We start from the raw sequence: 26,837 nt of genomic DNA, 5'->3' as shown, positions 1-26,837 counted from the left end.
AAGTTAATCCCGCAGTGCGGCGTCGACAGGCCATTCCCTCATCACGAATGGCCGTGTCGACCGCCACTCCCCCCCGCCCTGCAGGCGTAAAACTTTGAAAACAGCTTCTGTTAGGAATCACCGCTACCCTGCCAACAAGGCTCAATAAGCCTTGCGTGGGTACGGGCGATTTCTGGATGAGCGTCCCGGACACCCATTTGGGACCACTGATGAGGGTTAATACTGTGCTTGAAGCCTACCGTAAACATATCGAAGAGCGTGCCGCCCAGGGCATCGTGCCCCAGCCGCTTAACGCCGAACAAACTGCAGGCCTGGTCGAGCTGCTGAAGAATCCCCCGGCTGGCGAAGAAGCTTTCCTTGTCGACCTGATCACCAATCGCGTTCCGCCAGGCGTTGACGAAGCTGCCTACGTCAAGGCCGGTTTCCTGTCTGCCCTGGCCAAGGGCGAAGCCACTTCTCCCCTGATCGACAAAAAACGCGCTACCGAACTGCTCGGCACCATGCAAGGTGGCTACAACATCGTCACCCTGGTTGAACTGCTCGACGACGCCACCCTCGCGCCAGTCGCTGCCGAACAACTCAAGCACACCCTGCTGATGTTCGACGCCTTCCACGACGTGGCCGAAAAAGCCAAGAACGGCAATGCCCACGCCAAGGCTGTCCTGCAGTCCTGGGCCGACGGCGAGTGGTTCAAGAAGCGTCCGACGCTGGCCGACAAGATCAGCCTGCGCGTCTTCAAGGTCACCGGCGAAACCAACACCGATGACCTGTCCCCTGCCCCTGATGCCTGGTCGCGTCCAGACATCCCGCTGCACGCACTGGCCATGCTGAAAATGGCCCGTGACGGGATCGTCCCTGACGTCCAGGGCGCCATCGGCCCGATGAAGCAGATCGAAGAAATGCGCGGTCAGGGCTTCCCGATTGCCTACGTCGGTGACGTGGTCGGTACCGGTTCCTCGCGTAAATCGGCAACCAACTCGGTACTTTGGTTCTTCGGCGACGACGTCCCTTACGTCCCGAACAAGCGTGCCGGCGGTTTCTGCTTCGGCAGCAAAATTGCTCCGATCTTCTACAACACCATGGAAGATGCTGGCGCTCTGCCAATCGAATTCGATGTCTCGAACATCAACATGGGTGACGTGATCGACGTCTACCCCTACGCTGGCAAGGTCTGCAAGCACGACAGCGACGAAGTCATCACCACCTTCGAAATGAAGACCCCGGTGCTGCTCGACGAAGTCCGCGCTGGCGGCCGTATTCCGCTGATCATCGGCCGCGGCCTGACCAGCAAGGCGCGCGCCGAACTGGGCCTGCCGGAGTTCGACCTGTTCAAGACCCCTGACCAGCCAGCCGAAAGCACCAAGGGTTACACCCTGGCGCAGAAGATGGTCGGCAAGGCATGCGGCGTAGCGGGCGTTCGTCCGGGCACCTACTGCGAACCGAAGATGACCACCGTCGGCTCCCAGGACACCACTGGCCCGATGACCCGCGACGAACTGAAAGACCTGGCGTGCCTGGGCTTCTCGACCGACCTGGTCATGCAGTCGTTCTGCCACACCGCAGCTTATCCGAAGCCGATCGACGTCAAGACGCACCACACGCTGCCTGACTTCATCATGACCCGCGGCGGCGTTTCCCTGCGTCCGGGCGACGGCATCATCCACAGCTGGCTGAACCGCATGCTGCTGCCGGACACCGTCGGTACCGGTGGCGACTCGCACACCCGCTTCCCGATCGGTATCTCCTTCCCGGCCGGCTCCGGCCTGGTGGCGTTCGCCGCTGCAACGGGCGTCATGCCGCTGGACATGCCTGAATCGATCCTGGTTCGCTTCAAGGGCAAGATGCAACCTGGCATCACCCTGCGCGACCTGGTTCACGCCATTCCTTACTACGCGATTCAGGCTGGCCTGCTGACCGTAGAGAAGAAAGGCAAGAAGAACGCATTCTCCGGTCGCATCCTGGAGATCGAAGGCCTCGACAACCTGAGCATCGAACAGGCTTTCGAGCTGTCCGACGCCTCTGCCGAGCGTTCGGCTGCCGGTTGCACCATCAAGCTGGCCAAAGAGCCGATCATCGAATACCTGAATTCGAACATCACCCTGCTGCGCTGGATGATCGAACAGGGCTACGGTGATCCGCGCACTCTGGAGCGTCGTGCTCAGGCGATGGAAGCCTGGGTTGCCAACCCGGAGCTGCTGGAAGCCGACAAGGACGCCGAGTACGCCGAAATCATCGAAATCGATCTGGCCGACGTCAAGGAGCCTGTGCTCTGCGCGCCGAACGACCCGGACGATGCCCGCCTGCTGTCTTCGGTACAGGGCGAGAAGATCGATGAAGTGTTCATCGGCTCCTGCATGACCAACATCGGCCACTTCCGCGCTGCGGGCAAGTTGCTGGATCAGGTCAAGGGCCAGCTGCCGACGCGTCTGTGGCTGTCGCCGCCGACCAAGATGGATGCTCACCAGCTGACCGAAGAAGGCTACTACGGCATCTACGGCAAGGCTGGCGCGCGCATGGAAATGCCGGGCTGCTCGCTGTGCATGGGTAACCAGGCGCGCGTGGAACCGAACTCGACCGTAGTGTCGACGTCGACCCGTAACTTCCCGAACCGACTGGGTGACGGCGCGAACGTCTACCTGGCCTCGGCCGAGCTGGCGTCCGTTGCGTCTATTCTGGGTCGTCTGCCGACGGTCGAAGAGTACATGAGCTACGCCAACCAGATCGATACCATGGCAGCGGACGTGTACCGCTACCTGAGCTTCGATCAGATCGCCGAGTTCCGTGAAGCCGCTGCGAACGCCAACATCCCGGCCGTTCAAGTGTAAGCACGAAAGCAGGCACCATAAGAACCCCATCCTCGCGATGGGGTTTTTTTTGCCCTCAATCGAACACGTACATATATTTTTCACATTCACATGGCTATAGTGGCGGCCCTTGTTGGGGAGTAGCCTGCTCTTGACTCCGGTCACAGAGCGTTCGCATCAACATTCTCGGCAGCATGCCGTGGTGCGAACACCTTCTGGTTGGCGAGACCAACGATGCATCCATGCCTAAAGTCGGGCGTGTGGTTGCGTCGTTGACTCATAGCCCGACTGGATATAACCGTGAATCCGATTTCCCTCCTCTTTCTCGCGCTTGCCATGTCCACGGACGCCTTTGCTGCGGCCCTTGGTAAAGGAGCAAGCCTGCATAAACCGCGCTTTCTCGAAGCATTGCGCACGGGCCTCATATTCGGCGCCATCGAAACCATCACGCCAGTCATAGGCTGGGGTATCGGCCAGGTGGCTGCGCGCTTCGCCGAGAGCTGGGACCATTGGATCGCTTTCACTCTGCTGCTGGTGCTCGGCCTGCACATGATCTACAACGGCATCAAGCAAGACGATGACGAAGAGCAGGAAAAGCCGGGGCAGCATTCTTTCTGGATTCTTGCCGTCACCGCATTCGCCACCAGTATCGATGCACTGGCGGTCGGCGTAGGCCTGGCATTTGTCGACGTCAATATCGTGGTTGCCGCCCTGGCCATCGGCCTGGCGACTACCGTCATGGTCACCATCGGCGTGATGCTGGGCCGGGTACTGGGCACCATGGTCGGCAAACGCGCTGAAATCGTTGGCGGTATCGTACTGATCGTGGTCGGTGCAACGATTCTTTACGAGCATCTGTCGGCGCTGTAATCGACTTACAGAACGCGTCGAGCAGACAAAAAAACCCGCATCTTTCGATGCGGGTTTTTTATGGGTACAACTTTTACAGCCCGATTACACGGTGATGCCCTGCCCGCTCATGGCCAGGTCCAGCAGCTCGCGGTTGGCAACCGCGTACATCGCGTAATCCGTACCGCTTGCCGCACGGAGTTCGACCAGCATGGCACGCCAGCGCTCGACCATCAGAGCATGCTGTTCCAGCCACAGGGCCAGACGCGCGTCGATTTCCGAAGGACCGTCGGCCATCTGCAGAACAGACACGGTGATTGCCCGCTGTTGCCAGTCGACATCGTCACGGAACGCTTCACGCGCCAGCGCCTGCCAGTTGTTTTCCACCGGCAGGCTGCTGATCTGTTGCAAGTACCAGGTTATGTCCAGCGCGCTGCCAACGGCAAAGTACGCCTTGGCGACATCGGCAGCGTTCTGCCCGGTCACGTCGGAGGCTTCGATGATCGGCAACAGCGTGTACAGATGTGTCGTACCGGCGACCATGCGCGCCAGCAGTTCCGGCACACCGGCTTCGACATACGCCTGATAACGGGTCTGCCACATCTCGCGGGTAGGCCCTTCCAGCAGCTCGTCAAGCTTGAGGCCCAGTGCAGCGAGGTGCGGACCGAAGTGCGCCACGTCACGGCCAGCGTCCAGTTCATTGCGACGACTGCGCAGGAACCAGCGCGTGGCTCGACGCCCCAGACGCATCAGCTCATCCATCAGCGCCAGCTGGATTTCCGCCGAAACCTTGTAGTCCAGCGCCTCGATCTGACGGAACCAGTGCGGCAGGTGGAAGATGTCACGCACGATCACGTAGGCACCGGCCACCGCAGCAGCGCTCATGCCGGTCGACTCTTTGAGCCGCTGCACGAAGGTGATGCCCATGTGGTTGACCAGATCGTTGGCGATCTGCGTGCTGACGATTTCGCGCTTCAGACGATGGCCGCGCATGGCTGTGGAAAACCTGGCGCCAAGCGAAGGCGGGAACGCGGTTTCCATATCACGCGCCAGATAGTCGTCATCCGGCACACGGGATTCCAGCAACGCTTCCTTGAGGTCGATCTTGCTGTACGAGATCAACACCGACAGCTCGGCACGACTCAAGCCCTGCTTGGCTGCAATCCGCTCGGCAATCTGCTCTTCGGCAGGCAGGAATTCGATGGCACGATCAAGCTTGCCACGCGCCTCCAGGTCACTCATCAGACGCTTGTATTCGGCAATCCGCTCGTAAGCGCGACGGGCTGCCAGCGACAACGCCTGGGTCTGCTTGTAGTTGTTGCCCAACACCAGGTGGCCTACTTCATCGGTCATGCTTTCGAGCAACTGATTGCGCTGCTTCTCGGTCATGTCACCGGCCTGCACCACTTCGTTGAGCAGGATCTTGATGTTCACTTCGTGGTCGGAGCAGTCCACACCGCCCGCATTGTCGATGAAGTCGGTGTTGGTCGCGCCGCCATTGAGGCCGAACTCGACACGGCCCAGCTGGGTCATGCCCAGGTTGCCGCCCTCGCCCACCACCTTGCAGCGCAGCTCGTTGCCGTCGACGCGCAGCGCATCGTTGGCCTTGTCGCCCACATCGGCATGCGATTCTTCGCTGGACTTCACGTACGTGCCGATACCGCCGTTCCACAACAGATCGACCGGCGCCTTGAGCAGCGCATGCAGCAGTTCGGTCGGGGTCAGCTTGTCGGCCTTGATATCGAAGCGCGCCTTCATCTGTTCGGTTATGGCGATACTCTTCAGGCTGCGCGGGAAGATCCCGCCGCCAGCGGACATGATGCTGGTGTCGTAGTCGGTCCAGGACGAGCGCGGCAGATTGAACAGGCGCTGACGCTCTGCAAAGCTGCTGGCCGGGTCCGGATTCGGATCGATGAAGATGTGCAGGTGGTTGAACGCTGCGACCAGTTGCAGCTTGTCAGACATCAGCAGGCCGTTGCCGAACACGTCACCGGCCATGTCGCCGATACCGATCACGCTGATGCTGTCCTGCTGCACATTGATGTCACGTTCACGGAAGTGACGCTGTACGCCCACCCAGGCACCCTTGGCGGTGATGCCCATCTTCTTGTGGTCATAACCGGCAGAACCACCGGAAGCGAAGGCGTCACCCAGCCAGAAGCCGTAATCGATGGCAATGCCGTTGGCGATGTCGGAGAACGTCGCCGTGCCCTTGTCGGCGGCCACCACCAGATACGGGTCATCGTCGTCATGCCGCACGACGTTGACCGGCGGCACCAGCGCGCCTTCCTTGAGGTTGTCGGTAATGTCCAGCAGCCCGGAGATGAAGATGCGGTAGCAGGCGATTGCCTCGGCCTGCACTTCGTCGCGGTTGCCGGTGGTCGGCAGGCGACGCGGCACGAAGCCGCCCTTGGCACCTACCGGCACAATGACCGAGTTCTTCACCTGCTGGGCTTTTACCAGGCCCAGCACTTCGGTACGGAAGTCTTCCTCGCGGTCCGACCAGCGCAGGCCGCCACGCGCCACGTTGCCGAAGCGCAGATGCACGCCTTCGACACGCGGCGAATAAACGAAGATTTCAAACTTGGGCACCGGCTTGGGCAACTCGGGAATCAGGCGCGGGTTGAACTTGAAGCTGAAGTAGCCCTTGCTCTGCCCGTTGGCATCGGCCTGATAGAAGTTGGTCCGCAGGGTTGCCTTGATCAGGTCCAGATAACGACGCAGGATGCGGTCTTCGTTGAGCACCTGCACGTCGTCCAGCGCAGTCAGAATCGCCTGTTCGAGACGCAGCTGCTTGTCGTCAAGATCGTCGGAACCCAGCTTGCGCGCCAGATAGAACCGGGTCTTGAACAGACGCGTCAGCTCACGGGCGATGTCGGTGTGGTTGTTCAGCGTGGTGGCGATGTAACCCAGGTCAAAGCCCAGACGAATCTGCTTCAGATAGCGCGCATAGGCACGCAGCAGTGCCACGTCGCGCCACGGCAGGCCGGCGGTGAGTACCAGACGGTTGAACGCATCGTTTTCGGCATCGCCGCGCACGATGTGCACGAACGCATCCTGCAGGGTGTCGTTGAGCTGCTGGATATCGAGGTTCAGACCTTCGCCGTAAGTAAAGGCGAAATCATGAATCCAGAACTCGCGACCGTTGGCATGATGCAGGCGGTACGGGAACTCGCCCAGCACCCGCAGGCCGAGGTTTTCCAGAATCGGCAACACGTCGGACAGGGCCAGCGGTGTATCGGCGTGATACAGCTTGCAATGCAATTGCTGGCGGCCACCGGCCAGTGGCTGGTAGAAGCTCATCACCAGCGGATTGGCTTCGCTGAGGCTCAGTACGTGCTGCATGTCGACGACTGCCGAATGCGCCGCAAAACGCTCGCGGTAGCCAGCCGGGAAGCCTTTCGGGAAGTCTGCCAGCACATTGGTGCCGTGCGCTTCACCGAAGCTTTCAACCACCAGACTGGCGTAGTCGTCCTTCCACGAACGGCACGCCTGAATGACTTCGTTTTCCAGCTGGGCGACGTCGATCTCCAGATTGATCTTCGGGTCTACGCGCAGAATCAACTGCACCCGCGCCAGCACCGATTCAGAGAAGAACGTCCAGAACTCGCAATCGCTGGCCTTGAGGCGATCCATCAAGACCTGCTGGATCTTCTGGCGCACTTCGGTGGAGTACACGTCGCGCGGCACATAGGCCAGGCAGTAGCAGAAACGCCCGTACGGGTCCTTGCGCAGGAACACGCGAATCTTGTTGCGCTCCTGAATCTGCACGATCGACATGACCGTGGTGAACAATTCGTCCACCGGCGTCTGGAACAGGTCGTCACGTGGCAGCACTTCGACCACCTGCGCCAGTTCCTTGCCCAGGTGCGCCTTGGCGTCGAAACCGGAGCGACGCTCGACCTCGGCGACCTTGCGACGGATGTACGGAATCTGTCGCACGCTCTCGCCATACACCGACGAGGTGTACAGGCCCATGAAACGACATTCCTTGATGACCTTGCCCGACGCGTCGATCTGCCGGATCGAAACGTAATCCGGGTACGCCGGACGGTGCACGCGGCTTGGATGCGCCGCCTTGGCAAACGACAGCAGCACCGGTTCCTGCAGGTATTTCACCGCGTAGTCTTCGATGTGCAGCTCTTCGCGGGTCAGACCAGGGCGCAGCAGTCGGGTCAGCCCCAGGAAGGACGACTCGTCGTAGACCAACTGGCCGCCTTCGGCGTCGTTACGCACTTCGAACTCTTCGTAGCCTAGGAAGGTGAAGTGGTTGTCCACCAGCCATTGCAAGAAGACCTTGATCTCGGCTTTTTCCTCGACGTCGGTGTTGGACTCGTTGGCATCGATACTGGCCAGCAGCTCGTGCAGACGCGCTTTCATCGGCCCGAAATCTTCGACGGCAGCGCGTACTTCGCCCAGCACCTGCTCCAGCTCGCGCGCCAGCACGTTCAACTCGCTGACGTTGGCGCAGCGGTCGATCTCCAGGTACATCAGCGATTCCTGCAGCACGTCGTCGCCGGCGGTGCCTTTGGGCAGCAGCTCGAGCAATTCGCCAGCAGCGCCGCGACGCACGCTCAGCACGGTGGTCTGCAGGGTGTGGATGCTGTAGCCGCGGCGGTTCAGCTCGGTGCGGACGGAGTCGACCAGAAACGGCAGGTCATGATGCAGCACTTCAACGGCAGTGTGAGTCGATTGCCAGCCGTGGCGCTCGTAATCGGGGTTGTAGACCCGGACCTGCGGGTGAGCATGTTCGAAACGCTCCAGCAGGCGCCATGCGGACAAGGTGCAGCCTGCCAGGTCGGAAAGCCGCCGCTGGGTGAGTTCGTCGAGGGAAATAATGCCGAAGAATTGCTCGGCGAACAGCGCCACTTGTGGCAGTGCCTGTTCGCTGATGTGCTGAGCCAGTGCCGCTTGCAGTTGATGCTGGAAGTCGGCCTTGCTGGCTGCGGTGAAGAACGCCATCTGTGGTACTCCGCTTTGGCTTTTATTGGGGAGGCTTGAAGAAGGTGTTGAAACCGGGGTGCCCTTGCATCCAATCGCGTGGGCATCACCTGATCGAGTGTAAAGCTAAAGTAGTAACGCGCGCCGTGTCAGGGTAGTCACATTTGTACATTGGAGTGAAAAAACGCTACGCGCACCCGACACCGTACACCACTTGTCCGTCACGCAGCTTAACGAGAGCTGAGCGCACACTGCTTACGAGGCTGCGACATATTCGGTCATCAGGTCGCGATACACTGCGCACGATGGTGCCAATATCGCCCGACATTATTTGCCCGGGACTGGCAAAATTCACTCACGCCTTACCTGGACAGACCCGGAGCCACCCATGCAAATCAAGACCGCCAGCCTCATCGCCAACCCGTGCGACGACGAATATGACGATATGGCGCTGCTCTGCTGCCACGCAGAAAACGGCATGCTGTTTTCCCTGACCCGCTTCCCGGACGAGAACGAAGTGGAAATCACCGTCAGCGACGACAAGTCCCTGAGTGTGTCCAGCCTGAAAGTCACCTTCAGTGCCGAGCGCCTGCTGGTGGAAATCGACACGCAGGACGCCAAGCAGCTCGATGGCCACCATCAGTACGAAATTCTCCACGCCACCGATGCAGGCGAGTTGCAGGACGTTCACCAAACGTTACAGGTCATTCTCGAAAACGTCGGTGAGTACACCAGCACAATCAGCTGATGATCAAAAAAGCGCTAGAGTGAGTACTTCGCCGAACAGGAGTGTGTCATGAACCGCATTTTCGACGCCCACTGCCACATCATCGACCCGCATTTCCCGCTGATCGCCAATAACGGCTATCTACCGGAGCCGTTCGGTGTCGCTGACTACCTTGCGACGGTCCAGCAGCTGGGCGTTCAGGGCGGCGCGGTGGTGTCCGGTTCCTTTCAGGGCTTTGATCAGGGATATCTTCTTCAGGCCCTGCGCCTGCTGGGACCGGGTTTCGTCGGTGTCACGCAATTGCCCGCCAGCGTCACCGATGCAGAGCTGGACAACCTGAACGCGGCAGGCGTGCGCGCCTTGCGCTTCAACCTCAAGCGCGGCGGCTCGGAGCAGCTCGACCAGCTGGAGGCACTGGCCTTGCGTGTCCATGAACACGCAGGCTGGCACTCCGAGCTGTATATCGACTCGCGAGAACTGGCGCCCATCGAAACACGCCTGCGCAAACTACCTGCCATCAGCATCGATCACCTGGGGTTGAGTGCCGAAGGGCTGCCCGTGCTCCTGCGCCTTGCCGAGCACGGTGTTCGGGTCAAGGCCTGTGGTTTCGGGCGTGTTGACTTTCCGGTGCGCGAGGCGCTCAGGGATATCCACGCCGCCAACCCGAATGCCCTGATGTTCGGCACCGACCTGCCGTCGACCCGCGCACCCCGCCGCTTCAGGCCTGACGATATCGAACTGTTGATCGACGCACTGGGCGAAAGCGGCGCCCGTCAGGCGCTGTGGGAAAACGCGGCGGACTTCTATCGACTCTGACGCCGTGGTTCCGAGAGCCATAGCCAGCCTTCCTACATGGATACCTATGTATCATGTAGGACAATACCTGCATAAATGACAGGCACTTCTCTAAATGCAATAAAAAACGCGGTAGTCGTTAGTCGATACCTGCCTGGATGGATTAAAGTATCGCCCCCAGCTCAGCAGTCACCAGACACCGCTGTTCGCCCTGCCAGGAACCGTCACCGATGGAACATCGTGAAGCGCTGATTGCGCTGCGAACTTTTCTTTCAACGCAGATCCTTGGCCAGGAAAAGCTGATCGAACGCCTGCTCATCGCTCTGCTTGCCGACGGCCACATGCTGGTCGAAGGCGCTCCCGGCCTGGCCAAGACCAAAGCCATCAAGGAGCTGGCAGAAGGCATCGAAGCCCAGTTTCACCGCATTCAATTCACCCCCGACCTGCTGCCTGCCGACATCACCGGTACGGAGATCTATCGCCCGGAAACCGGCAGCTTCGTGTTCCAGCAAGGGCCGATCTTCCACAACCTGGTGCTGGCCGACGAAATCAACCGTGCGCCGGCCAAGGTCCAGTCGGCGTTGCTCGAAGCCATGGCCGAACGGCAGGTCAGTGTCGGGCGCAGCACCTACGACCTGTCGCCGCTGTTTCTGGTCATGGCGACCCAGAACCCCATCGAGCAGGAAGGCACCTACCCGCTGCCCGAAGCCCAGCTCGACCGTTTTCTGATGCACGTCAAGATCGGCTTCCCGGATGCCGCCGTCGAACGCAAGATCCTTCAACAGGCGCGTGGCGAAGCCCTGAACGGCGAAACCAAGCCGGAGCGTCGCGTCAGCCAGCAGGCGATCTTTGCCGCACGCAAGGAAATCCTTGGCCTGTACATGGCCGATGCGGTCGAGGAATACCTGGTACAACTGGTCATGGCCACCCGTACCCCGGCCAAGTTCGACCCGGAACTGGCCGAATGGATTGCCTACGGTGCCAGCCCGCGGGGTTCCATCTCGCTGGACCGCTGTGCCCGTGCACATGCCTGGCTGGCCGGACGCGACTTCGTCAGCCCCGAAGACATTCAGGCGGTGCTGTTCGATGTCTTGCGCCACCGGGTCATCCTGTCGTTCGAGGCCGAAGCGGCCGGTATCGATCAGGATCGCGTGATTCAGCGCATCCTCGACGTCGTGGCCGTCGCCTGACCCCATGCAACCCTACCTGATCCCCCAGCCGGGCATCCGCGTCAGCCTCAGCGAGCTGATCGAGATGCGTCATCGGGTGCGGGAAGTGCAGCTGTTTTCCACCCCGAGCCAACGCAGCCCGCTGATCGGCCTGCACCATTCCAAGTTGCGCGGGCGTGGTGTGGATTTCGATCAGGTGCGGGTCTATCAGGCCGGTGACGATGTGCGCAGCATCGACTGGCGCGTCACGGCACGCACGCAGGAGCCGCACACCAAGCTGTTCCATGAGGAACGCGAGCGGCCCATTTTCATTCTGGTGGAACAGAGCCGACGGCTGTTCTTCGGCTCCGGCCTGATGTTCAAGTCGGTACTCGCGGCTCAGGCGGCCGCGCTGATCGGCTGGGCGGCGCTGGAACACAACGACCGAGTCGGCGGGTTGGTGTTCGGCGATAACGAACACTACGAGATCAAGCCGCGACGCAGCAAACAAAGCCTGCTGCAGTTGCTCAACCGGCTGGTGCGGGTCAATCAGTCGCTGCATACCGAGATTCCGCCAGACCGCGATGCGTTCGGCACTGCGCTGCGTCGCGCACGGGAAGTGCTGCGCCCCGGCAGTCTGGTCATCGTCCTCTGCGACGAGCGCGCCCTGTCCGATGCCGCCGAACAACAACTGAGCCTGCTGTCACGGCACAGCGACCTGCTGTTGCTGCCGCTTTCCGACCCACTGGACCGCGCCCTGCCCGCTGCCGGTTTGCTGCGCTTTGCCGAACGCGGCGCGCAACTCGAAATCGACACCCTCAACCCCGAACTGCGCCGCGCCTACCGACAACAGGGCGAGGAGCGCACGGCGCGCTGGGAGTTGCTGGCGCAGAAGCTGCGGGTATTGCTCATGCCATTGAGTACCCAGGCGGAGCTCGTCGAACAACTGCGCGAATACCTCAACGCGCGACGTCCGGTGAAGCGCAAATGAATCCCCTCGATCAGCTGGAGCCGCTGATTGCGCCCGAAGCCGTCGGCTTCTGGCCGCTTGCGCCGGGCTGGTGGCTGCTGCTGTTGCTGATCCCCGTGGCGGGCTGGGGTCTGTGGCGCTTGCGCAAACTGCTGCCGGCCAAGGCCCGCAACGTGCGCAGCGAACAGCCGCTGGACCCGGTTCGCCTCGCCGCGCTGGCGGAACTGGCCAGCCTGCCGAAACCCTACGACGGCGCGCCGGCCGGTGCCTGGCTGCAGCAGATCAACGGCCTGCTCAAGCGCCTGTGCCGTAACCACTACCCACACAGCCAGAGCCATACCCTTAACGGCCGCAAATGGCTGGCGTTCCTCGACAATCGCTGCCCGGCGGCCGGCCTGACGCGCTGGATGATTCTGGTTGAAGGCGCTTACAAGCCCGAGTGCAAACTGGACGACAAGGCCATCACCGGCCTGACTCAGGCAGTCGATACCTGGATCCGCAAACATGTTTGAGTTCGCCTGGCCGTGGGTCTTCGCCCTGCTGCCATTGCCGTGGCTGATGCGCGCCCTGCTGCCCATGGCCGACAGCGGCGAGCCCGCGCTCAAGGTCAGCTTTCTCAGTGAACTCGAAGGCCTGAGCGGTCGCCGCGCCAAAGCCAATCTGCCGGTGTGGAGACAGCGTGCGCCGTTCTTGCTGATCTGGCTGTTGCTGCTGATCGCCACGGCGCGACCGCAGTGGCTGGGCGAGCCGCTGCCGGTGGCTGCCAGCGGCCGCGATCTGCTGGTGGCGGTCGACGTGTCTGGCTCGATGGACTACCCGGACATGCAATGGAAAAGCGATGAAGTCAGCCGGCTGGTGCTGGTGCAACAACTGCTCGGTGACTTTCTCGAAGGCCGCAAGGGCGACAGGGTCGGCCTGATCCTGTTCGGCACCCAGGCGTTTGTTCAGGCGCCACTGACCTATGACCGCCGCACTGTGCGGGTCTGGCTCGACGAGGCGAGGATAGGCATTGCAGGCAAGAACACCGCACTGGGCGATGCCATCGGGCTGGCCCTGAAACGTCTGCGTATGCGTCCGGCCACCAGTCGTGCGCTGGTGCTGGTCACCGACGGCGCCAACAACGCCGGTCAGATCGATCCGATCACCGCCGCACGCCTGGCTGCCGAAGAAGGGGTGAAAATCTACCCGATCGGCATCGGCTCGGACCCTGACAAGGACGCGCTGCAGAGCGTACTTGGCCTCAACCCCAGTCTTGATCTGGACGAACCGACACTCAAGGAAATCGCCAGCCTAAGCGGTGGCCAGTATTTCCGCGCGCGCGATGGCGACCAACTGGAAAAAATCCGCGCCACCCTCGATGCCCTGGAGCCGGTGACACAGCAGCCCACCCAGGCGCGTCCGGCGCAAGCGCTTTATCAATGGCCACTGGCGACAGCCCTGCTGCTGAGTGTGCTGCTGGTGCTGCGTGAGTTGTGGCCGAACAACGCCCTGCAACGCCTACTGACGGCGGTGCGTTCCATCAACTGGCGTGAGCGCTGCAAAAGCCTGTGGAGGTCGCGATGATCAGCGGGCTCTGGCCGCACTGGTTTCGCCCGGAATGGCTGCTGATCACGCCACTGCTGGCGCTGCTGATCTGGCGGCTCTGGCACCGGCAGAAACGCGCCGGACGCTGGCAAATGCTGCTGCCCACTCACTTTCACGAGGTGTTGCTCAACGGTGGGCGCGGCAGCAACAGCAAACTGCCATGGGTCGCGCTGGGGCTCGCCTGGTTGCTGGCCCTTTTCGCCTTGCTGGGCCCCAGTTGGCAGCGCGTCGAACAGATCAGCCAGAAGCCGGTCGATCCATTGGTGGTGATTCTCGAACTCACCCCACAGATGCTCGCCACCGACACGCCCCCTACCCGTCTGGAACAGGCAAGACGCAAGCTGCTGGACCTGTTGCAAAAGCGCAGCGATGCGCAGACCGCCGTCGTTGTCTACGCAGGCAGCGCACACACCCTGGTGCCGCTGTCCGATGATCTGGTCACCAGCCACAACCTGCTGGAAGCCATCAGACCGTCGATCATGCCGGTGACCGGCCAGCGCGCCGATCTGGCCGTGCAGAAAGCGCTGCACCTGCTCAAACAGGGCGCATTGGGTCAGGGGCGGATTCTGTTGATCACCTCGTCGCTGAGCGAACAGGAACGTCAGGGCATCCGTGCCGCGTTGCGCGGGCAATCGCCGCCACTGCTCATCCTCGGGGTCGGCACGCCCGAAGGCGCGCCGGTCACACAGGAAAACGGCAGCCTGCTCAAGGACGATCAGGGTGCGATTCTGGTCCCGCGCCTGGACAGCACCAGCCTCAACGAATTCGCCGATCAGGTCGGTGGCAGCTATCGCCAGGCACGCGGCGATGAAGAGGACTTGCGCAGCCTTGGTCTGTTGGCCAGCCCTCGACACATGAGCCGCGACGGCCAGTTCGTGCAACTCGACACCTGGGCTGACCAGGGCCACTGGTTGCTGCTGCCCCTGCTGCTTATCGCGGCACTGGCCGGTCGGCGCGGCTGGCTGTTCTGCCTGCCGCTGATATTCATGTTTCCGCAGAACAGCCAGGCGTTCGAGTTTCAGGACCTGTGGCTGCGTCCCGATCAACAGGGCCAGCGGTTGCTGGAACAGCACCGGCCAGCCGAAGCTGCGCAACGCTTCGAAGACTCGCGCTGGAAAGGCGTGGCGTTTTACCAGGCGCAAGACTACGCCAGCGCCGCCCGGCAGTTTGCCGAAGGCAACAGCGCCGCCGACCACTACAATCGTGGCAATGCGCTGGCCCGTAACGGCGAGCTGGCAGCGGCACTGGATGCCTACGAGCAGGCCCTGGACCGGCAGCCCGACTTCCCTGCGGCACAAACCAATCGGGCACTGGTGCAAAGTCTGCTGGATCAGACCGAAGAGCAGAAGCCTGCCCAGGACGAACAGAACAAGGCCGATCAAGGCGAAGAAGGTCAGCAGGCGTCGCAAGATCCCAATAGCAGCGCTTCACCCGCCGAGCAGAACCCGTCCCGATCGGATCAACCCGGCACCAGCGAAAGCCTGCCGCCGGACAGCAGCGGCCAGGCCACCTCGGGCGAGTCGGCAGACGACGAACAGACCACCCGCCCGCCGCTTCAGTCCGCCGACAGCCCCATGACCGGCGAGCGGCGTCAGGAGCTGGAGCAGTGGCTGAGGCAGATTCCGGATGATCCGGGCGAACTGTTGCGGCGCAAATTTCGCTACGAACAGCAACATCAGGAAAAGACCCGATGAGTCGCGTTTACACCTTATTGATCGGCCTGCTGCTGAGCCTGATCACCTTGTCGCTGCAGGCTGCGCAACTGACCGCCAGCGTTGACCGCACGCGCCTAAACGCCGGAGAAACCGTCGAGTTGACGCTGGAAACCGACGATGTGACGCAGTTCGGCAAGCCGGACATGAGCGCCTTGGAAAGCAGTTTCGAGGTGCGCGACACGCGCCAGCTCAACAGCCTGAAAACCCTGGATGGCAGCAGCCAGGCAACGACGCGCTGGATCGTCACCCTGCTGCCTCGCGAGACGGGAAGCGTGTTGATTCCGTCGCTGCAACTGGGCGAGCTGAAAAGCCAGCCGCTGACCTTGCAGGTCCTGCAGAGCGAGCCCCAGGAGCAAGGCAACCATCTGGCATCGATCTTTATTGAAGCGAGCCTGGATCAGGACAGCGTGTATGTTCAGGCCCAGGCCGTGCTGACCCTGCGCGTCTACCACTCGGTTTCGCTGTTCGACGACAGCAGCCTGAGCCCCTTGCAAGTGCCGGACGCACGGGTCGAAAAACTCGGTGACTCGCGCACTTACGAAAAGCTGATCAACGGTGTGCGCCACGGGGTCATCGAGACACGCTACGCGATCTACCCGCAGCAGAGCGGCGTGCTGAAGATACCGGCGCAAGTGTTCAGCGCCACGCTGGTGCAGACGCCTGCCGAGGGTTCGCAAGCCCAGGACAGCAATCCGTTCGGTCCGCAGCCGGGCCGATCGGTGCGGGTCAAGTCCGCCGAAGTGCCGTTGACCGTCAAGCCCAAGCCTGCCGACTACCCGGCCGATGTCGCCTGGTTGCCGGCACGCAGTATCAACCTGGAAGAAAGCTGGAGCCCGGAGCCCGGCACTACGCAGGTCGGCGATTCGCTGACCCGCACCCTGACGCTCAAGGCCGAAGGGCTGGCCGGCGCGCAGCTGCCACCTCTGCCGCCCACAGAAGTACCTGGCCTGCGGCGTTACCCGGATCAGCCACAACTGCGCAACCTGCCCAGCGAACGCGGCCTGATCGGCACGCGCGAAGAACGCGAGGCCCTGGTGCCAGCCCGCGCCGGGGCAATCGACCTGCCTGCGGTTGAAGTGACCTGGTGGAATACCCGCGAAGATCATCTGGAGCACACCAGCCTGCCCGCGCGCACCCTGCAGATCAGCAGCAACCCCGGTCTGGCGGTGGACACCCCGGTGAACAACGACATGAGCGGCGTGACCGTGATCGGTCCGCCAGTCTGGCCGTGGCAGATGAGCACATTGCTGCTGCTTTGCACCACACTGCTCGGTTTCGGCCTGTGGTGGCGCGCCCGTGGACAGCCGGCAATCGCCCGGGCCGTGCAGACCGGGCCCAGCCCGCGTACCGTACTCGATGACCTCAAACGCGCCTGCCTGGCCAATGATCCGCAGGGCACCCGTCAGGCGCTCGACGCCTGGGCACGCCAGCAACCGGAAACCCTGGCCGAAATGGCCGCGCGTTTCGTGCCGCTGTCCGATGCCCTGGACGGTCTCAACGGTGCGCTGTACAGCGAAACCGGCAAATTGTGGCTGGGCGGGGACCTCTGGCGCGCGGTGCGCAAGCTGCCCGCCGCCGAACATATTCAGGACCCGGCAGGTGATGCCGGGTTGCCGCCGCTGTATCCCAAATAAGGATGCAGCTCAGGCAACACCCCTATACGACAAGGTAAACCAATGCGTCTGTTTCACACCTCTGACTGGCACCTGGGTCAGAACCTGCACGGCCAGGAGCGGGATTTCGAACACGCCTGCTTCCTGAACTGGCTACTGGCCCGTCTGGCCGACCGTAAACCGGATGTACTGTTGATCGCGGGCGACATCTTCGACACCGTCAACCCGCCGGTCAAAGCGCAGGAACGCCTGTACGACTTCATCGTCAACGCCCACGAGCAGCAGCCGCTGCTGACCATCGTGATGATCGCCGGTAACCACGACTCCGGCTCGCGTATCGAACTTCCCGCCCCGCTGATGCGCCGCTTGCGTACCCACGCGCTGGGCAGGGTAATGTGGCTGGACGATGGCGTGCTGGATGCCGAACGCCTGCTGTTGCCGTTGCCGGACGCCAATGGCGACATCAAGGCCTGGTGCCTGGCGCTGCCGTTCCTGCGTCCCGCCGAAGTCACCGGTCCGACCCTGGGCGATGACTACCTGCGTGGCATCGGCCGGGTGCATGAGCTGCTGATCGCGGCGGCTGACCTCAAGCGCCAGCCCGGTCAGGCATTGATAGCCATCAGCCACGCCCACATGGCAGGCGGCTCGGTCTCGGAAGACTCCGAACGCAGCCTGATCATCGGCAACGCCGAAGCCCTGCCGGCCAGCCTGTTCGGGCCGAGCATCACCTATGTTGCGTTGGGCCATCTGCACAAACCGCAGCGGGTCAACGGCGAGGAGCGCATTCGCTACAGCGGCTCGCCGATCCCGCTGTCCTTTTCGGAAATCAGCTATCAGCACCAGATTCTGGAGATCAATTGCGACGGCGAGACGCTGACCAGTGTCGAGCCGTTGCTCATCCCTCGCGCCGTCAACCTGCAACGCCTCGGGCCTGCGCCACTGGCCGATCTGCGGGTACAGCTCAAGGCGCTGCCGGACATCGACCTGCTCGCCGATCCGGACCGCCAGCCGTGGCTGGAAGTACGCGTGCGCCTGGATGAACCCCAGCCGGACCTGCGCAACCAGATCGAAAACGCCCTACAGGGCAAGGCCGTGCGGCTGGTACGTATCGGTGCCGAATATGCCGGCAAAGGCAGCGCGGACGGCAGCGAGGGTGACGCCACGCTGATCGAACTGGACCAGCTCACGCCTCAGGAACTGTTCAGCCGTGCCTGGCAGGACAACTTCGGCAGCGAGGTCGACGAGCAGACGCTGACCGATTTCGCCACGCTGCTGCGCGAAGTCCAGCAGGAGAGCGAGCTGCCATGAAAATCCTCGCCATTCGCCTGAAAAACCTGGCCTCGCTGGCCGGCCCCTTTGAAATCGACTTCACTGCCGAGCCGCTGGCCAGCGCCGGACTGTTTGCCATCACCGGTCCTACCGGCGCGGGCAAAAGCACCCTGCTCGATGCCTTGTGTTTGGCGCTGTTCGGGGCGATTCCGCGGCTGAGCAATATCGGCCAGTCCAAAGTCCCGGACATCGATGGCGACATCACCACCAGCGACCCACGTACCCTGCTGCGCCGCGGCACGGGCAGCGGTTACGCCGAGGTGGACTTCATCGGCATCGATCAGCGGCGTTATCGCGCGCGCTGGGAAACCAATCGCGCGCGCGACAATGCGACCAAAAAACTGCAGGCCAGCCGCCAGACCCTCACCGATCTGGACAGCGAGCAAATCCTCAGCAACCAGAGCAAACGCGAATTCGAGCAATTGATCGAAAATCGCCTGGGCCTGAACTTCGAGCAGTTCACCCGCGCCGTGATGCTTGCCCAGAGCGAGTTCAGCGCGTTCCTCAAGGCGGATGACAAGGAACGCAGCGAGCTGCTGGAAAAGCTCACCAACACTGCGATCTACAGCCAGCTCGGTCGGCGCGCGTACAGCAAAAGCAAGGAAGCCGAAGACGCCCTGAAAACCCTGACTGCGCAGGCCAGCAACATCATCCCGCTGGCCCCGGAACTGCTGGCTGAACTGGAACAACGCCTGAGCGACGCGCAGCAGCAGCTCAAGGCCCATCAGACACAGCAACGGCAACTGGAAATCAAACAGCAGTGGCTCACCGAGCTGCACCGTCTGCGTGACGAACAGCTCGCTGCCCAGGAAGCCCTGCACAGTGCGCAACAGGTCTGGGACGACCACAGCGGAGCACGCCAGACCCTCGGCCAGCTGGAACGTCTGGGCCCGCAGCGTCATCGCTTCGCGCGTCGGATCACGCTGAATGCTCAGCTTGATCCGCTGGCTGAACAGATTCGCCAGCATCAGCAACAGCAGACCTCGCTGCACGACCAGCAGCAACAGCTGGAAAGCCACCGTACTCAGGCGCAGGCCAGTTTGCTGGAAGCCCAGCGAGCCCACAGCAGCGCCAAACCGCTGTTGCTGCAGGCTTTCGAAGCCCAGAACACCCTGAATCACCTGGCCCAGGAAATGGCCAAGGCGTCCGACCTGCACCAGCAGAGCGAGCAGCTCTGCATCCAGGGCCAGACCAGCCTGCAAACCCTGCTCGATCAGCAACAGCAGGTGGCTCAACGTCTGGAGCGCATTGCCGGGCAACTGCAGCACAGCAGCGAACTGGCGCCACTGGCTCAGGCCTGGAACGCGTGGCGTGACCGCCTGAAATCCCTCACGCTGATCGCCAATCGCCTCAAGCACGGGCACAGCGAGCTGCCTGCCCTGCAGCAACGTGCCAACACTGCCGATCAGCAGCTGACCGAGCAACGCAGCGCGCTGGAGTTGCTGTACCGCGAAGCCGATTGCGAAGTGGAGGCAGTGACCGAACAGGTGCAGATCCTCGGCAGCCTGTTGCAGGACAACCGCAAACAGCAGCGTGCCTTCGAGGAGCTGGCCCGTCTGTGGGCCAGTCAGCAGGACGTCGACCGGCAACTTGCCGAGCTGACCCAGCAACAGCAGAGCGCCCAGCAGCAACGCGAACAGCTCAACAGCGAAGGCCTTCGCGTTCGTGATGAACTGACCGTCGCCGAGCAGACCCTGACCGTTACCCGGCAACTGCTGGAGCGCCAGCGCCTCGCCCGCAGCGCCAGTGTCGAGGAGTTGCGCGTGCAGTTGCAGGACGACCAGCCCTGCCCGGTCTGCGGCAGCATCGAACACCCTTGGCATCAGCCGGAGGCGCTGCTCGAAAGCCTCACGCAACACGACGACAACGAGCAGGCCAGCGCGCAGAAAGCCGTGGACCTGCTGACCGAGCAACGCAATCAATTGCGTGAGCAGGTCGGTGGCGTGATCGCCCGGCAGAAAGAGCTGCTGCGTCAGCACGAACAGCTCAACGCGCGCCATCAGGCCCTGGCACCGGACCTGGAGTCACATCCCCTCGCCGCCCAGTTACTCGACCGCGACGCCGAGAAGCGCGACAGCTGGTTGAGCCAGCAATTGAGTCAACTGAGCGAAGTCATCAGCCGTGACGAGCAACGTCAGCAAGCCTTGCTGACCCTGCAAAAAGACGCTGCACGCCTGCAGCAGCAGCTGCAGGCGGCGAGCGAAGCCAGCCAGAGCGCTGCGGGCCATGTTGCCGAGCAGCTCAAGCAACTGGAGGTCGACGGGCAGCGGCTGGAAGAAGAACTGACGGCATTCACGCCGCTGGTATCGCCCCAGGTGCTTGAAGGTCTGCGCAGCGATGCATCGGCGACCGTGCTGCAGCTAGAACAGCAGGTGACACAGCGTCTCGATCAGCTGGAGCAGCAACACGAAGAGCAGCAGGAGCAAACCGAGCGTCAGCAGAAGATCGAGAAGCAGCAGGTCGAGCAGCAGACTCGCGTGCACCGCCAGACCGAACTGGCGCAGGACGTCACCCGGCTCGGCGAGCAACGGCATAACAGTCAGCAGACACTTGCCGGTCTGCTGGGCGACCACGCCAGCGCAGAGCAATGGCAACAGGCGCTGGAGCAGACTATCGAACAGGCCAGACAGGCAGAAAGTCTGGCGGCGCAGGCGCTGCAGGATATCCACAATCAACTGATTCAACTGGCTGCCGAGCTAAAGTCCGAACAGCAACAGCAGCAGGCCCTGCAACAGGAACTGGCTGAACTTGATGTGCAGATCAGCGAATGGCGCGCTCAGCATCCGCAACTGGACGATAGCGCGCTGGACACCCTGCTGACCTACGACGACGCACATATCGAGCAACTGCGTGTGCAATTGAGTAGCACCGACAAGGCGCTGGAGCAGGCAAAAGTATTGCTGCAGGAACGCGATCAGCGCCTGCAACAGCATCAGGCGCAACACAGTGATCTGACCGACAGTGCGCAACTGGAAGCATCGCTGCAACAGGCCCATGAACAGTCGGCGCTCAGTGAGCAGCACTGCGCCGACCTGCGTGCCGAGCTCAGTGAAGATCAGCGCCGCCGCAACGCCAGCAGCGAACTGCAGACGCGCATCGCCGACGCCAACAGCGAATACCTGCGCTGGGCACGTCTGGCTTCGTTGATCGGCTCGGCAGAAGGCGACAGGTTTCGCAAAATCGCCCAGGCCTACAACCTTGACCTGCTGGTCCACCATGCCAATGCGCAGCTCAGGCAACTGGTGCGCCGCTACCGCCTGAAACGCGGCGGCAGCATGCTCGGTCTGCTGGTCATGGACACGGAAATGGGCGACGAACTACGCTCGGTTCATTCGCTGTCCGGCGGGGAAACCTTCCTCGTCTCGCTGGCACTGGCGCTGGGCCTCGCCTCGATGGCATCCAGCACCTTGCGCATCGAGTCACTGTTCATCGATGAAGGTTTCGGCAGCCTCGATCCGGAATCGCTGCAACTGGCGATGGACGCCCTCGACGGCTTGCAGGCGCAGGGCCGCAAGGTCGGCGTGATTTCCCACGTCCAGGAAATGCACGAACGAATCCCGGTGCAGATCAAGGTACGTCGTCAGGGCAATGGATTGAGCACAATCGAGGTGGGCAACTGAGGGACCTGCGACGCGGAACGTGAGGCACGGCAGTTGACTATCGTTCCTCACGCTGCGCGTGGGAATGCCGTTCTGGACGCTCTGCGTCCGCCTCCTGAATGTTGTGCCACCAGCGCTTTCGCGAACAGGCTCGCCTGACATTCCGTGCATGGTCTGCCACGCATTGGGCAGTAAGTCGCAGGGACCTGTGTGGGCAAACATGCTCGCGAAAGCGTGACGGCTGATCAATCACTGGGCAGATTTGTGGTCCAGCGCTGCGTAGAAATTAGCGCTCTGCTGCAGGTATTTGGTTGTGTACGTCTGAGTCGCATGGGCTTTCTTGTCGTTCACTTCGACACTGGCGCTGGCCGGAAGAGCGACGCTTGCCGAGATAGCAGATGCAGCGATGATGGAGAAAAGATTGAAATTCATGTCGGTCACCCCTCTTGTCTGTCTGTACGCTGGTTTGAAGTCCTGACCGTTATGGCCGTGACTCAAACTTACGCCCGAGGGTGGTTCAGCAGAAATCTTTTGTAGCACTAACCCATATCATCAAGAATGATAACGGCTCCAGCCCTTGTATCTTGGGGGCTGGAGCCGGGGGCAGCTTACTTGTCGTTCAGAAAACGCAGGTACGAAGGTGCATCGGCATCGAATTTCTGCACCGTTTCACCGATCTTCCCGCTCTGCGGATCACGGCGTACGGTCACGATCTGGTTGCTTTTCTGATTGGCGAACAGCATGAACTTGCCGGTCGGATCGAAAGCGAACTCACGTGGCTCCTTGCCTTCCAGGGAGCGACGCTGAATTTCTTCAAGCTTGCCGCTGGCCTGATCGATGCGGAACACCACGACCTGATTCGCGTCACCCCGATTGGTCACGTACAGAAACTTGCCATCCGGTGAAGTGTGCAAGGCGCCACCACCGTTTTTCTCTTCCACGCCCTTGTTCTTCATGTCGACCAGTTGGGTCTGCTTGAAGCCGCCGTCATGGTAGTCGAACACTGCGACCTGGGCGGTCATTTCCAGCACCAGCCAGGCATGCTTGCCATCCCCACTGAAAAGGGTATGCCGGGGTCCGGAGCCGCCCGGCAACTGCACGAACGGCACCTTGGCTGGCTGCAATGGCTTGGCCTGGCTGGCGTCGTACTGATAGACAAACAGCTTGTCAGCGCCCAGGTCGGCGGTCACCACGTACTTGTCATCCGGGGTCGGCACGGCCAGGTGCACATGCGACGACATCTGCCGCTCACTGTTGACCTTGCTTCCAGGACCCAGCGGCAGCACCTGAACGGCTTCGCTCAACTTACCGTCCTTGCCCACCGGTACCACGGTCAGCGCACCGCCCGGGTCGGGGTTTACGGCGTAGTTGGCCACGAACAGGTAACGGCCATCGTAGCTCAGGCTGGAGTGCGTCGGTTCTTCACCACGGCTTTGAACCTGATTGATCGGCGTGATCTGACGGGTTTTCGGGTCGATCGCAAAGCTGCTGACCTTACCGACCACGTCTTTTTGTCCGGGGCCATTTTCATTGACCGCGAACAGGTAGCGCTGGTCTCTGGAGACGGTCAACCACGACGGGTTTTCGGCTTTGACCACTTGCAGCGGCTTGGCGCCGATCATCCCGGTTTTGCTGTCGAAGGCAAAACGATAGATCCCTTCACTCTTGCCTTGCGTGTAGGAACCTATCAGCAATTCAGTATCGGGCATGGCTTGGGCCTGCAGGGTAAATGCGCTCATGGCACTGGCAATCGCCAGCCACGGCAGAAGTTTATGGGGCATGGGGGCATCCCTTGTTATCGAAGTTATTGATGCCTGTTACGGCACTGTCGGGGTCTATGACAGCGCCAGCCCGCATTTACTCAATCCTGCGCAGAATCATCTTCATCGGAAGGGGTGAAGGCATCCAGGCAGATGATCCGGTGATCGGCGTTGCCGTCGTTGATCACCCAGCTTTGCAGGGATTCATCGAAGGTCGCAGCATCGACTTGCGCCTTGGTGAAGCGCCATACCTTGCGCTCGCGGCCGTCCATGCATTCGACGTTCAGTTCCTCGCCCAGAGAGAAGTCCCAGGCGTGCAGACCGTCGATTTCCAGCATGGTGGTGGCTTCGAGTGCGGCGAGCAGTGTGGTGGGTGTGGTAGTCATGAAATTCATCCGGCCAGCAAAAGCGCGAATGATAGGGCAAAAGGCAGGCGTAGATACAGTCGGAGCGCAAGTAGAGCCGTACCAGCGCCGAGCGCTGGCACGGTGAGCAATCAAACAGGGACTGCGCTTACAGCTTGCCGATGCCGCCCGGCTGAAACACCGACTCGCTCGGTGCCAAACCGTTGACCAGCGGCTTGCCGAACTCGGCCTGACTGATCTCGAAACGATCGCCCGGCTGGGTGCGCACGCCATCGGCAAACGACAGGGTCGCGGTGCCGAAGAAATGCACATGCACGTCACCGGGCCTGAGGAACTGTGCGTACTTGAAGTGATGGTATTCAAGGTTTTCCAGGCTGTGGCACATGTTCGCTTCGCCACTGAGGAACTCTTTTTCCCACAGCACCTTGCCGTCGCGCCAGACCCGGCTGGTGCCCGACAAGCTTTGCGGCAAGTCGCCCACGCGCAACTCCGGACCGAACGAACAGGCGCGCAGTTTCGAATGCGCCAGATACAGGTAGTTGCGACGCTCCATGACGTGATCGGAGTATTCGTTACCGATGGCGAAGCCCAGGCGATAAGGCTTGCGGTCATGACCGATCACATACAGGCCGCTCAGCTCGGGCTCTTCCCCGCCATCTTCGGCAAAGGGCGGCAGCGAAAACGAATGTCCGGGGCGCACGACAATGCTGCCATCCCCCTTGTAGAACCACTCTGGCTGAACACCGGCCTGCCCCGCTGCCGGCTTGCCGCCTTCGACGCCCCATTTGAAGATACGCATGGTGTCGGTCATCGAGGCTTCGTCGCCGGACTGCTGGTGCATCTTGTCGCGTGCCGACGCACTGCCCAGATGGGTCAGCCCGGTGCCGCTGACCAGCAGGTGCGCCGGATCAGGATGGTCGAGCGGCGGCAGGATCCGCAACGCCTCAAGCAACTGCGAATAGTCGTGCGTCTCGCCAACGCCACGCTGCTCGACCTGGTGCGCCAGAGCCGAACCCGCCTCGATTGCCGCCAGCGCCAGCTCGCGAACACTTTCGACACCCTGGACCTCACGTACCTGATCACCGTCGACCAGACCGACCCGGCGCTGACCGTCGCTCAATTCAAACTGTACTAACCGCATGAAATTCTCCTTCCAGATAATGGGCCGCTGAAAACCTATCTCGCCTTGGCACTCGCCGCGAAGTCGGACACTGGCAGCACATGCTTGCGCTCCAGCACGTGATAGACGATGCCGGTCAGCAGCAGCCCGAAGACCATGACACCCGACAGAAAATAGAGGCCCGATGCCAGGCTGCCGGTGATTTCCTTCAACGCACCGATCACGAACGGCCCGATGTAACCGCCCAGGTTGCCGACCGAATTGATCAGCGCGATACCGGCTGCGGCACTGGCACCCGCGAAGAACCGCCCCGGCAAGGTCCAGAACACCGCAGTGCAGGAAAACAGCGCGAACGCCACGACGCACAATGCAGCCAGCTGCGCCACCGGCATGGTCAGCCAGGCGCTGCAGAACAGGCCGATGGCACCCAGCACATAGAGCACGGCCAGATGCCCGTAACGGTCATTGAGGCGGTCGGAACTGCGCGGCACGATCAGCAGGCCAATGATGCCGAAAATGTAAGGCACCGATGACACGAAGCCGGTGGTCAGGTCACTGCCACCGAACTGTTTGATCAGCGTCGGCAGCCACAGGCCCAGACCGTAGATGCTCAAGGTCACCGGCAGATAGAACAGCGCGAGAAGCAACACACGCTTGTCTTTCAAGGCGTGCAACGGATTGCCGTGGCGGGTCTGGCCGTATTCTTCCAAGTCCTTTTTCAGCTCACCGGTCAGCCAGTCCTTCTCGGCCTGGTCCATCCATTTGACCTGCTGCGGACCATCCGGCAACCAGCGCAGCACCGGCCAGGTCAGCAGAATCGCTGGCGTGCCGATGACGATGAACAGCCATTGCCAGCCATGCAGACCGAGTATGCCGTCCATGCCCAGCAAACCGCCGGAAACGGGCCCGGTGATCATCATGGCGATGGGTTGCGAGAGGATGAAAAGGCCAAGGATCTTGCCGCGATGGCGCACCGGAAACCACTGGGTGATGTAGTACAGCACACCGGGAAAGAAGCCCGCCTCGGCAGCGCCCAGCAGAAACCGCATCACGTAGAAGCTGTGCGGCCCCTTGACGAAGGCCATGCCGATGGTGATCGCGCCCCAGGTGATCATGATCCGCGCGAACCAGCGGCGTGCGCCGAAGCGCTCAAGCATCAGGTTGCTGGGGATCTCCAGCAGGAAGTAACCGATGAAGAACAGTCCGGCACCCAGCCCGTAGGCGGCGTCGCCGATACCGATGTCCGCGCCCATGTGCAGCTTGGCAAAGCCCACGGCAGAGCGATCTACATAAGCGATCAGGTACAGCAGGATAAGGAAAGGAATCAGTTTGAACGTAATGCGGCGTATAAGCCGCAGTTCCTGGCTCATGTAGGCGGTCTCCCATTGTTTTTGTTATGGAACCTGCGGGGATCGCCTCTGTGCCTGGGGGCTGAATAACGCAGCACATGCGCCAGGATGATCCCTCGTCTACAACCGACTATATAGTAATACTATTTAAACTGACAACTCTTCCAAT

General features: G+C 61.6%; 18 protein-coding genes and 1 riboswitch. Of the genes, 12 read left to right on the top strand and 6 right to left on the bottom strand.

The features are described 5' to 3' along the window. Nucleotides 1-224: 224 nt before the first annotated feature. On the top strand, nucleotides 225-2,825 hold the full coding sequence (gene acnB / locus PI739_RS03735; RefSeq protein WP_004414089.1) for a bifunctional aconitate hydratase 2/2-methylisocitrate dehydratase: 2,601 nt from the start codon (nucleotides 225-227) through the stop codon (nucleotides 2,823-2,825). A gap of 107 nt (nucleotides 2,826-2,932) precedes the next feature. Further along, a riboswitch (yybP-ykoY riboswitch) is annotated at nucleotides 2,933-3,098 on the top strand. Nucleotides 3,099-3,104: 6 nt separating this feature from the next. Then, nucleotides 3,105-3,674: a manganese efflux pump MntP gene (mntP, locus tag PI739_RS03730; RefSeq protein ID WP_004414091.1), complete on the top strand. Its 570-nt coding sequence runs from the start codon at nucleotides 3,105-3,107 to the stop codon at nucleotides 3,672-3,674. An 84-nt stretch (nucleotides 3,675-3,758) separates the two neighbouring features. Here mntP and PI739_RS03725 read toward each other — a convergent pair whose 3' ends face one another. Further along, complete coding sequence (locus PI739_RS03725; RefSeq protein ID WP_004414092.1) at nucleotides 3,759-8,615, bottom strand: NAD-glutamate dehydrogenase; 4,857 nt, start codon at nucleotides 8,613-8,615, stop codon at nucleotides 3,759-3,761. Nucleotides 8,616-8,982: 367 nt separating this feature from the next. Between PI739_RS03725 and PI739_RS03720 the strand changes: the two genes are divergently transcribed. The 10 genes from PI739_RS03720 to PI739_RS03675 all read left to right on the top strand — a co-directional run bounded on the left by PI739_RS03720 (nucleotide 8,983) and on the right by PI739_RS03675 (nucleotide 22,095). Next, a complete protein-coding gene (locus tag PI739_RS03720; protein WP_004414094.1) occupies nucleotides 8,983-9,342 on the top strand; it encodes a hypothetical protein in 360 nt (119 codons plus the stop codon). A 48-nt stretch (nucleotides 9,343-9,390) separates the two neighbouring features. After that, on the top strand, nucleotides 9,391-10,137 hold the full coding sequence (locus tag PI739_RS03715; protein WP_248695963.1) for an amidohydrolase family protein: 747 nt from the start codon (nucleotides 9,391-9,393) through the stop codon (nucleotides 10,135-10,137). A gap of 209 nt (nucleotides 10,138-10,346) precedes the next feature. Then, the gene (locus tag PI739_RS03710) at nucleotides 10,347-11,306 is read left to right on the top strand and encodes an AAA family ATPase (protein ID WP_003342804.1); all 960 of its coding nucleotides are present in this window, start codon (nucleotides 10,347-10,349) and stop codon (nucleotides 11,304-11,306) included. 4 nt (nucleotides 11,307-11,310) lie between these two features. Then, on the top strand, nucleotides 11,311-12,255 hold the full coding sequence (locus tag PI739_RS03705) for a DUF58 domain-containing protein (protein WP_003318876.1): 945 nt from the start codon (nucleotides 11,311-11,313) through the stop codon (nucleotides 12,253-12,255). Further along, the gene (locus PI739_RS03700; protein WP_004414100.1) at nucleotides 12,252-12,746 is read left to right on the top strand and encodes a DUF4381 domain-containing protein; all 495 of its coding nucleotides are present in this window, start codon (nucleotides 12,252-12,254) and stop codon (nucleotides 12,744-12,746) included. The genes PI739_RS03705 and PI739_RS03700 overlap by 4 nt, the downstream gene beginning before the upstream one ends. Beyond that, entirely contained in the window at nucleotides 12,739-13,797 is a 1,059-nt protein-coding gene (locus tag PI739_RS03695) for a vWA domain-containing protein (RefSeq protein ID WP_240879869.1), read from the top strand. Before PI739_RS03700 ends, PI739_RS03695 begins: the two co-directional genes overlap by 8 nt. Further along, nucleotides 13,794-15,512: a VWA domain-containing protein gene (locus tag PI739_RS03690; protein ID WP_058415887.1), complete on the top strand. Its 1,719-nt coding sequence runs from the start codon at nucleotides 13,794-13,796 to the stop codon at nucleotides 15,510-15,512. Before PI739_RS03695 ends, PI739_RS03690 begins: the two co-directional genes overlap by 4 nt. Next, on the top strand, nucleotides 15,509-17,167 hold the full coding sequence (locus PI739_RS03685) for a BatD family protein (protein ID WP_024661609.1): 1,659 nt from the start codon (nucleotides 15,509-15,511) through the stop codon (nucleotides 17,165-17,167). Before PI739_RS03690 ends, PI739_RS03685 begins: the two co-directional genes overlap by 4 nt. Nucleotides 17,168-17,209: 42 nt before the next feature. Continuing rightward, nucleotides 17,210-18,454 (top strand): exonuclease SbcCD subunit D C-terminal domain-containing protein, encoded by a 1,245-nt coding sequence (locus PI739_RS03680; RefSeq protein ID WP_054081168.1) that lies wholly within the window; start codon nucleotides 17,210-17,212, stop codon nucleotides 18,452-18,454. After that, nucleotides 18,451-22,095 (top strand): AAA family ATPase, encoded by a 3,645-nt coding sequence (locus PI739_RS03675; RefSeq protein ID WP_060708827.1) that lies wholly within the window; start codon nucleotides 18,451-18,453, stop codon nucleotides 22,093-22,095. The genes PI739_RS03680 and PI739_RS03675 overlap by 4 nt, the downstream gene beginning before the upstream one ends. Nucleotides 22,096-22,323: 228 nt before the next feature. On the opposite strand, the gene PI739_RS03670 is transcribed toward PI739_RS03675, so the two are convergent. The 5 genes from PI739_RS03670 to PI739_RS03650 all read right to left on the bottom strand — a co-directional run bounded on the left by PI739_RS03670 (nucleotide 22,324) and on the right by PI739_RS03650 (nucleotide 26,689). Further along, nucleotides 22,324-22,506, bottom strand: coding sequence for a hypothetical protein (locus tag PI739_RS03670; protein ID WP_003305416.1), 183 nt, complete (start codon nucleotides 22,504-22,506; stop codon nucleotides 22,324-22,326). 176 nt (nucleotides 22,507-22,682) lie between these two features. Next, a complete protein-coding gene (locus PI739_RS03665; RefSeq protein WP_054081170.1) occupies nucleotides 22,683-23,855 on the bottom strand; it encodes a lactonase family protein in 1,173 nt (390 codons plus the stop codon). An 80-nt stretch (nucleotides 23,856-23,935) separates the two neighbouring features. Beyond that, complete coding sequence (locus tag PI739_RS03660) at nucleotides 23,936-24,220, bottom strand: DUF5629 family protein (RefSeq protein ID WP_003368505.1); 285 nt, start codon at nucleotides 24,218-24,220, stop codon at nucleotides 23,936-23,938. A gap of 127 nt (nucleotides 24,221-24,347) precedes the next feature. Further along, on the bottom strand, nucleotides 24,348-25,340 hold the full coding sequence (araD1, locus tag PI739_RS03655) for an AraD1 family protein (RefSeq protein ID WP_003368504.1): 993 nt from the start codon (nucleotides 25,338-25,340) through the stop codon (nucleotides 24,348-24,350). Nucleotides 25,341-25,375: 35 nt separating this feature from the next. Further along, nucleotides 25,376-26,689, bottom strand: coding sequence for an MFS transporter (locus PI739_RS03650; RefSeq protein WP_054081171.1), 1,314 nt, complete (start codon nucleotides 26,687-26,689; stop codon nucleotides 25,376-25,378). Nucleotides 26,690-26,837 lie beyond the last annotated feature (148 nt).

Origin of the sequence: Pseudomonas cerasi, from assembly GCF_027983475.1 — a bacterium.
Taxonomy (GTDB): Bacteria; Pseudomonadota; Gammaproteobacteria; order Pseudomonadales; family Pseudomonadaceae; genus Aquipseudomonas; species Aquipseudomonas cerasi.
This window is presented reverse-complemented; position numbering and strand designations above follow the sequence as displayed.

Coding starts and splice junctions, on each gene's coding strand:
- PI739_RS03710 (WP_003342804.1), top strand. CDS start 10,347: ATGGAACATCGTGAAGCGCTGATTGCGCTGCGAACTTTTCTTTCAACG.
- PI739_RS03660 (WP_003368505.1), bottom strand. CDS start 24,220: ATGACTACCACACCCACCACACTGCTCGCCGCACTCGAAGCCACCACC.
- PI739_RS03700 (WP_004414100.1), top strand. CDS start 12,252: ATGAATCCCCTCGATCAGCTGGAGCCGCTGATTGCGCCCGAAGCCGTC.
- PI739_RS03685 (WP_024661609.1), top strand. CDS start 15,509: ATGAGTCGCGTTTACACCTTATTGATCGGCCTGCTGCTGAGCCTGATC.
- PI739_RS03670 (WP_003305416.1), bottom strand. CDS start 22,506: ATGAATTTCAATCTTTTCTCCATCATCGCTGCATCTGCTATCTCGGCA.
- PI739_RS03705 (WP_003318876.1), top strand. CDS start 11,311: ATGCAACCCTACCTGATCCCCCAGCCGGGCATCCGCGTCAGCCTCAGC.
- araD1 (WP_003368504.1), bottom strand. CDS start 25,340: ATGCGGTTAGTACAGTTTGAATTGAGCGACGGTCAGCGCCGGGTCGGT.
- PI739_RS03665 (WP_054081170.1), bottom strand. CDS start 23,855: ATGCCCCATAAACTTCTGCCGTGGCTGGCGATTGCCAGTGCCATGAGC.
- PI739_RS03695 (WP_240879869.1), top strand. CDS start 12,739: ATGTTTGAGTTCGCCTGGCCGTGGGTCTTCGCCCTGCTGCCATTGCCG.
- PI739_RS03720 (WP_004414094.1), top strand. CDS start 8,983: ATGCAAATCAAGACCGCCAGCCTCATCGCCAACCCGTGCGACGACGAA.
- PI739_RS03715 (WP_248695963.1), top strand. CDS start 9,391: ATGAACCGCATTTTCGACGCCCACTGCCACATCATCGACCCGCATTTC.
- PI739_RS03650 (WP_054081171.1), bottom strand. CDS start 26,689: ATGAGCCAGGAACTGCGGCTTATACGCCGCATTACGTTCAAACTGATT.
- PI739_RS03690 (WP_058415887.1), top strand. CDS start 13,794: ATGATCAGCGGGCTCTGGCCGCACTGGTTTCGCCCGGAATGGCTGCTG.
- PI739_RS03725 (WP_004414092.1), bottom strand. CDS start 8,615: ATGGCGTTCTTCACCGCAGCCAGCAAGGCCGACTTCCAGCATCAACTG.
- PI739_RS03675 (WP_060708827.1), top strand. CDS start 18,451: ATGAAAATCCTCGCCATTCGCCTGAAAAACCTGGCCTCGCTGGCCGGC.
- PI739_RS03680 (WP_054081168.1), top strand. CDS start 17,210: ATGCGTCTGTTTCACACCTCTGACTGGCACCTGGGTCAGAACCTGCAC.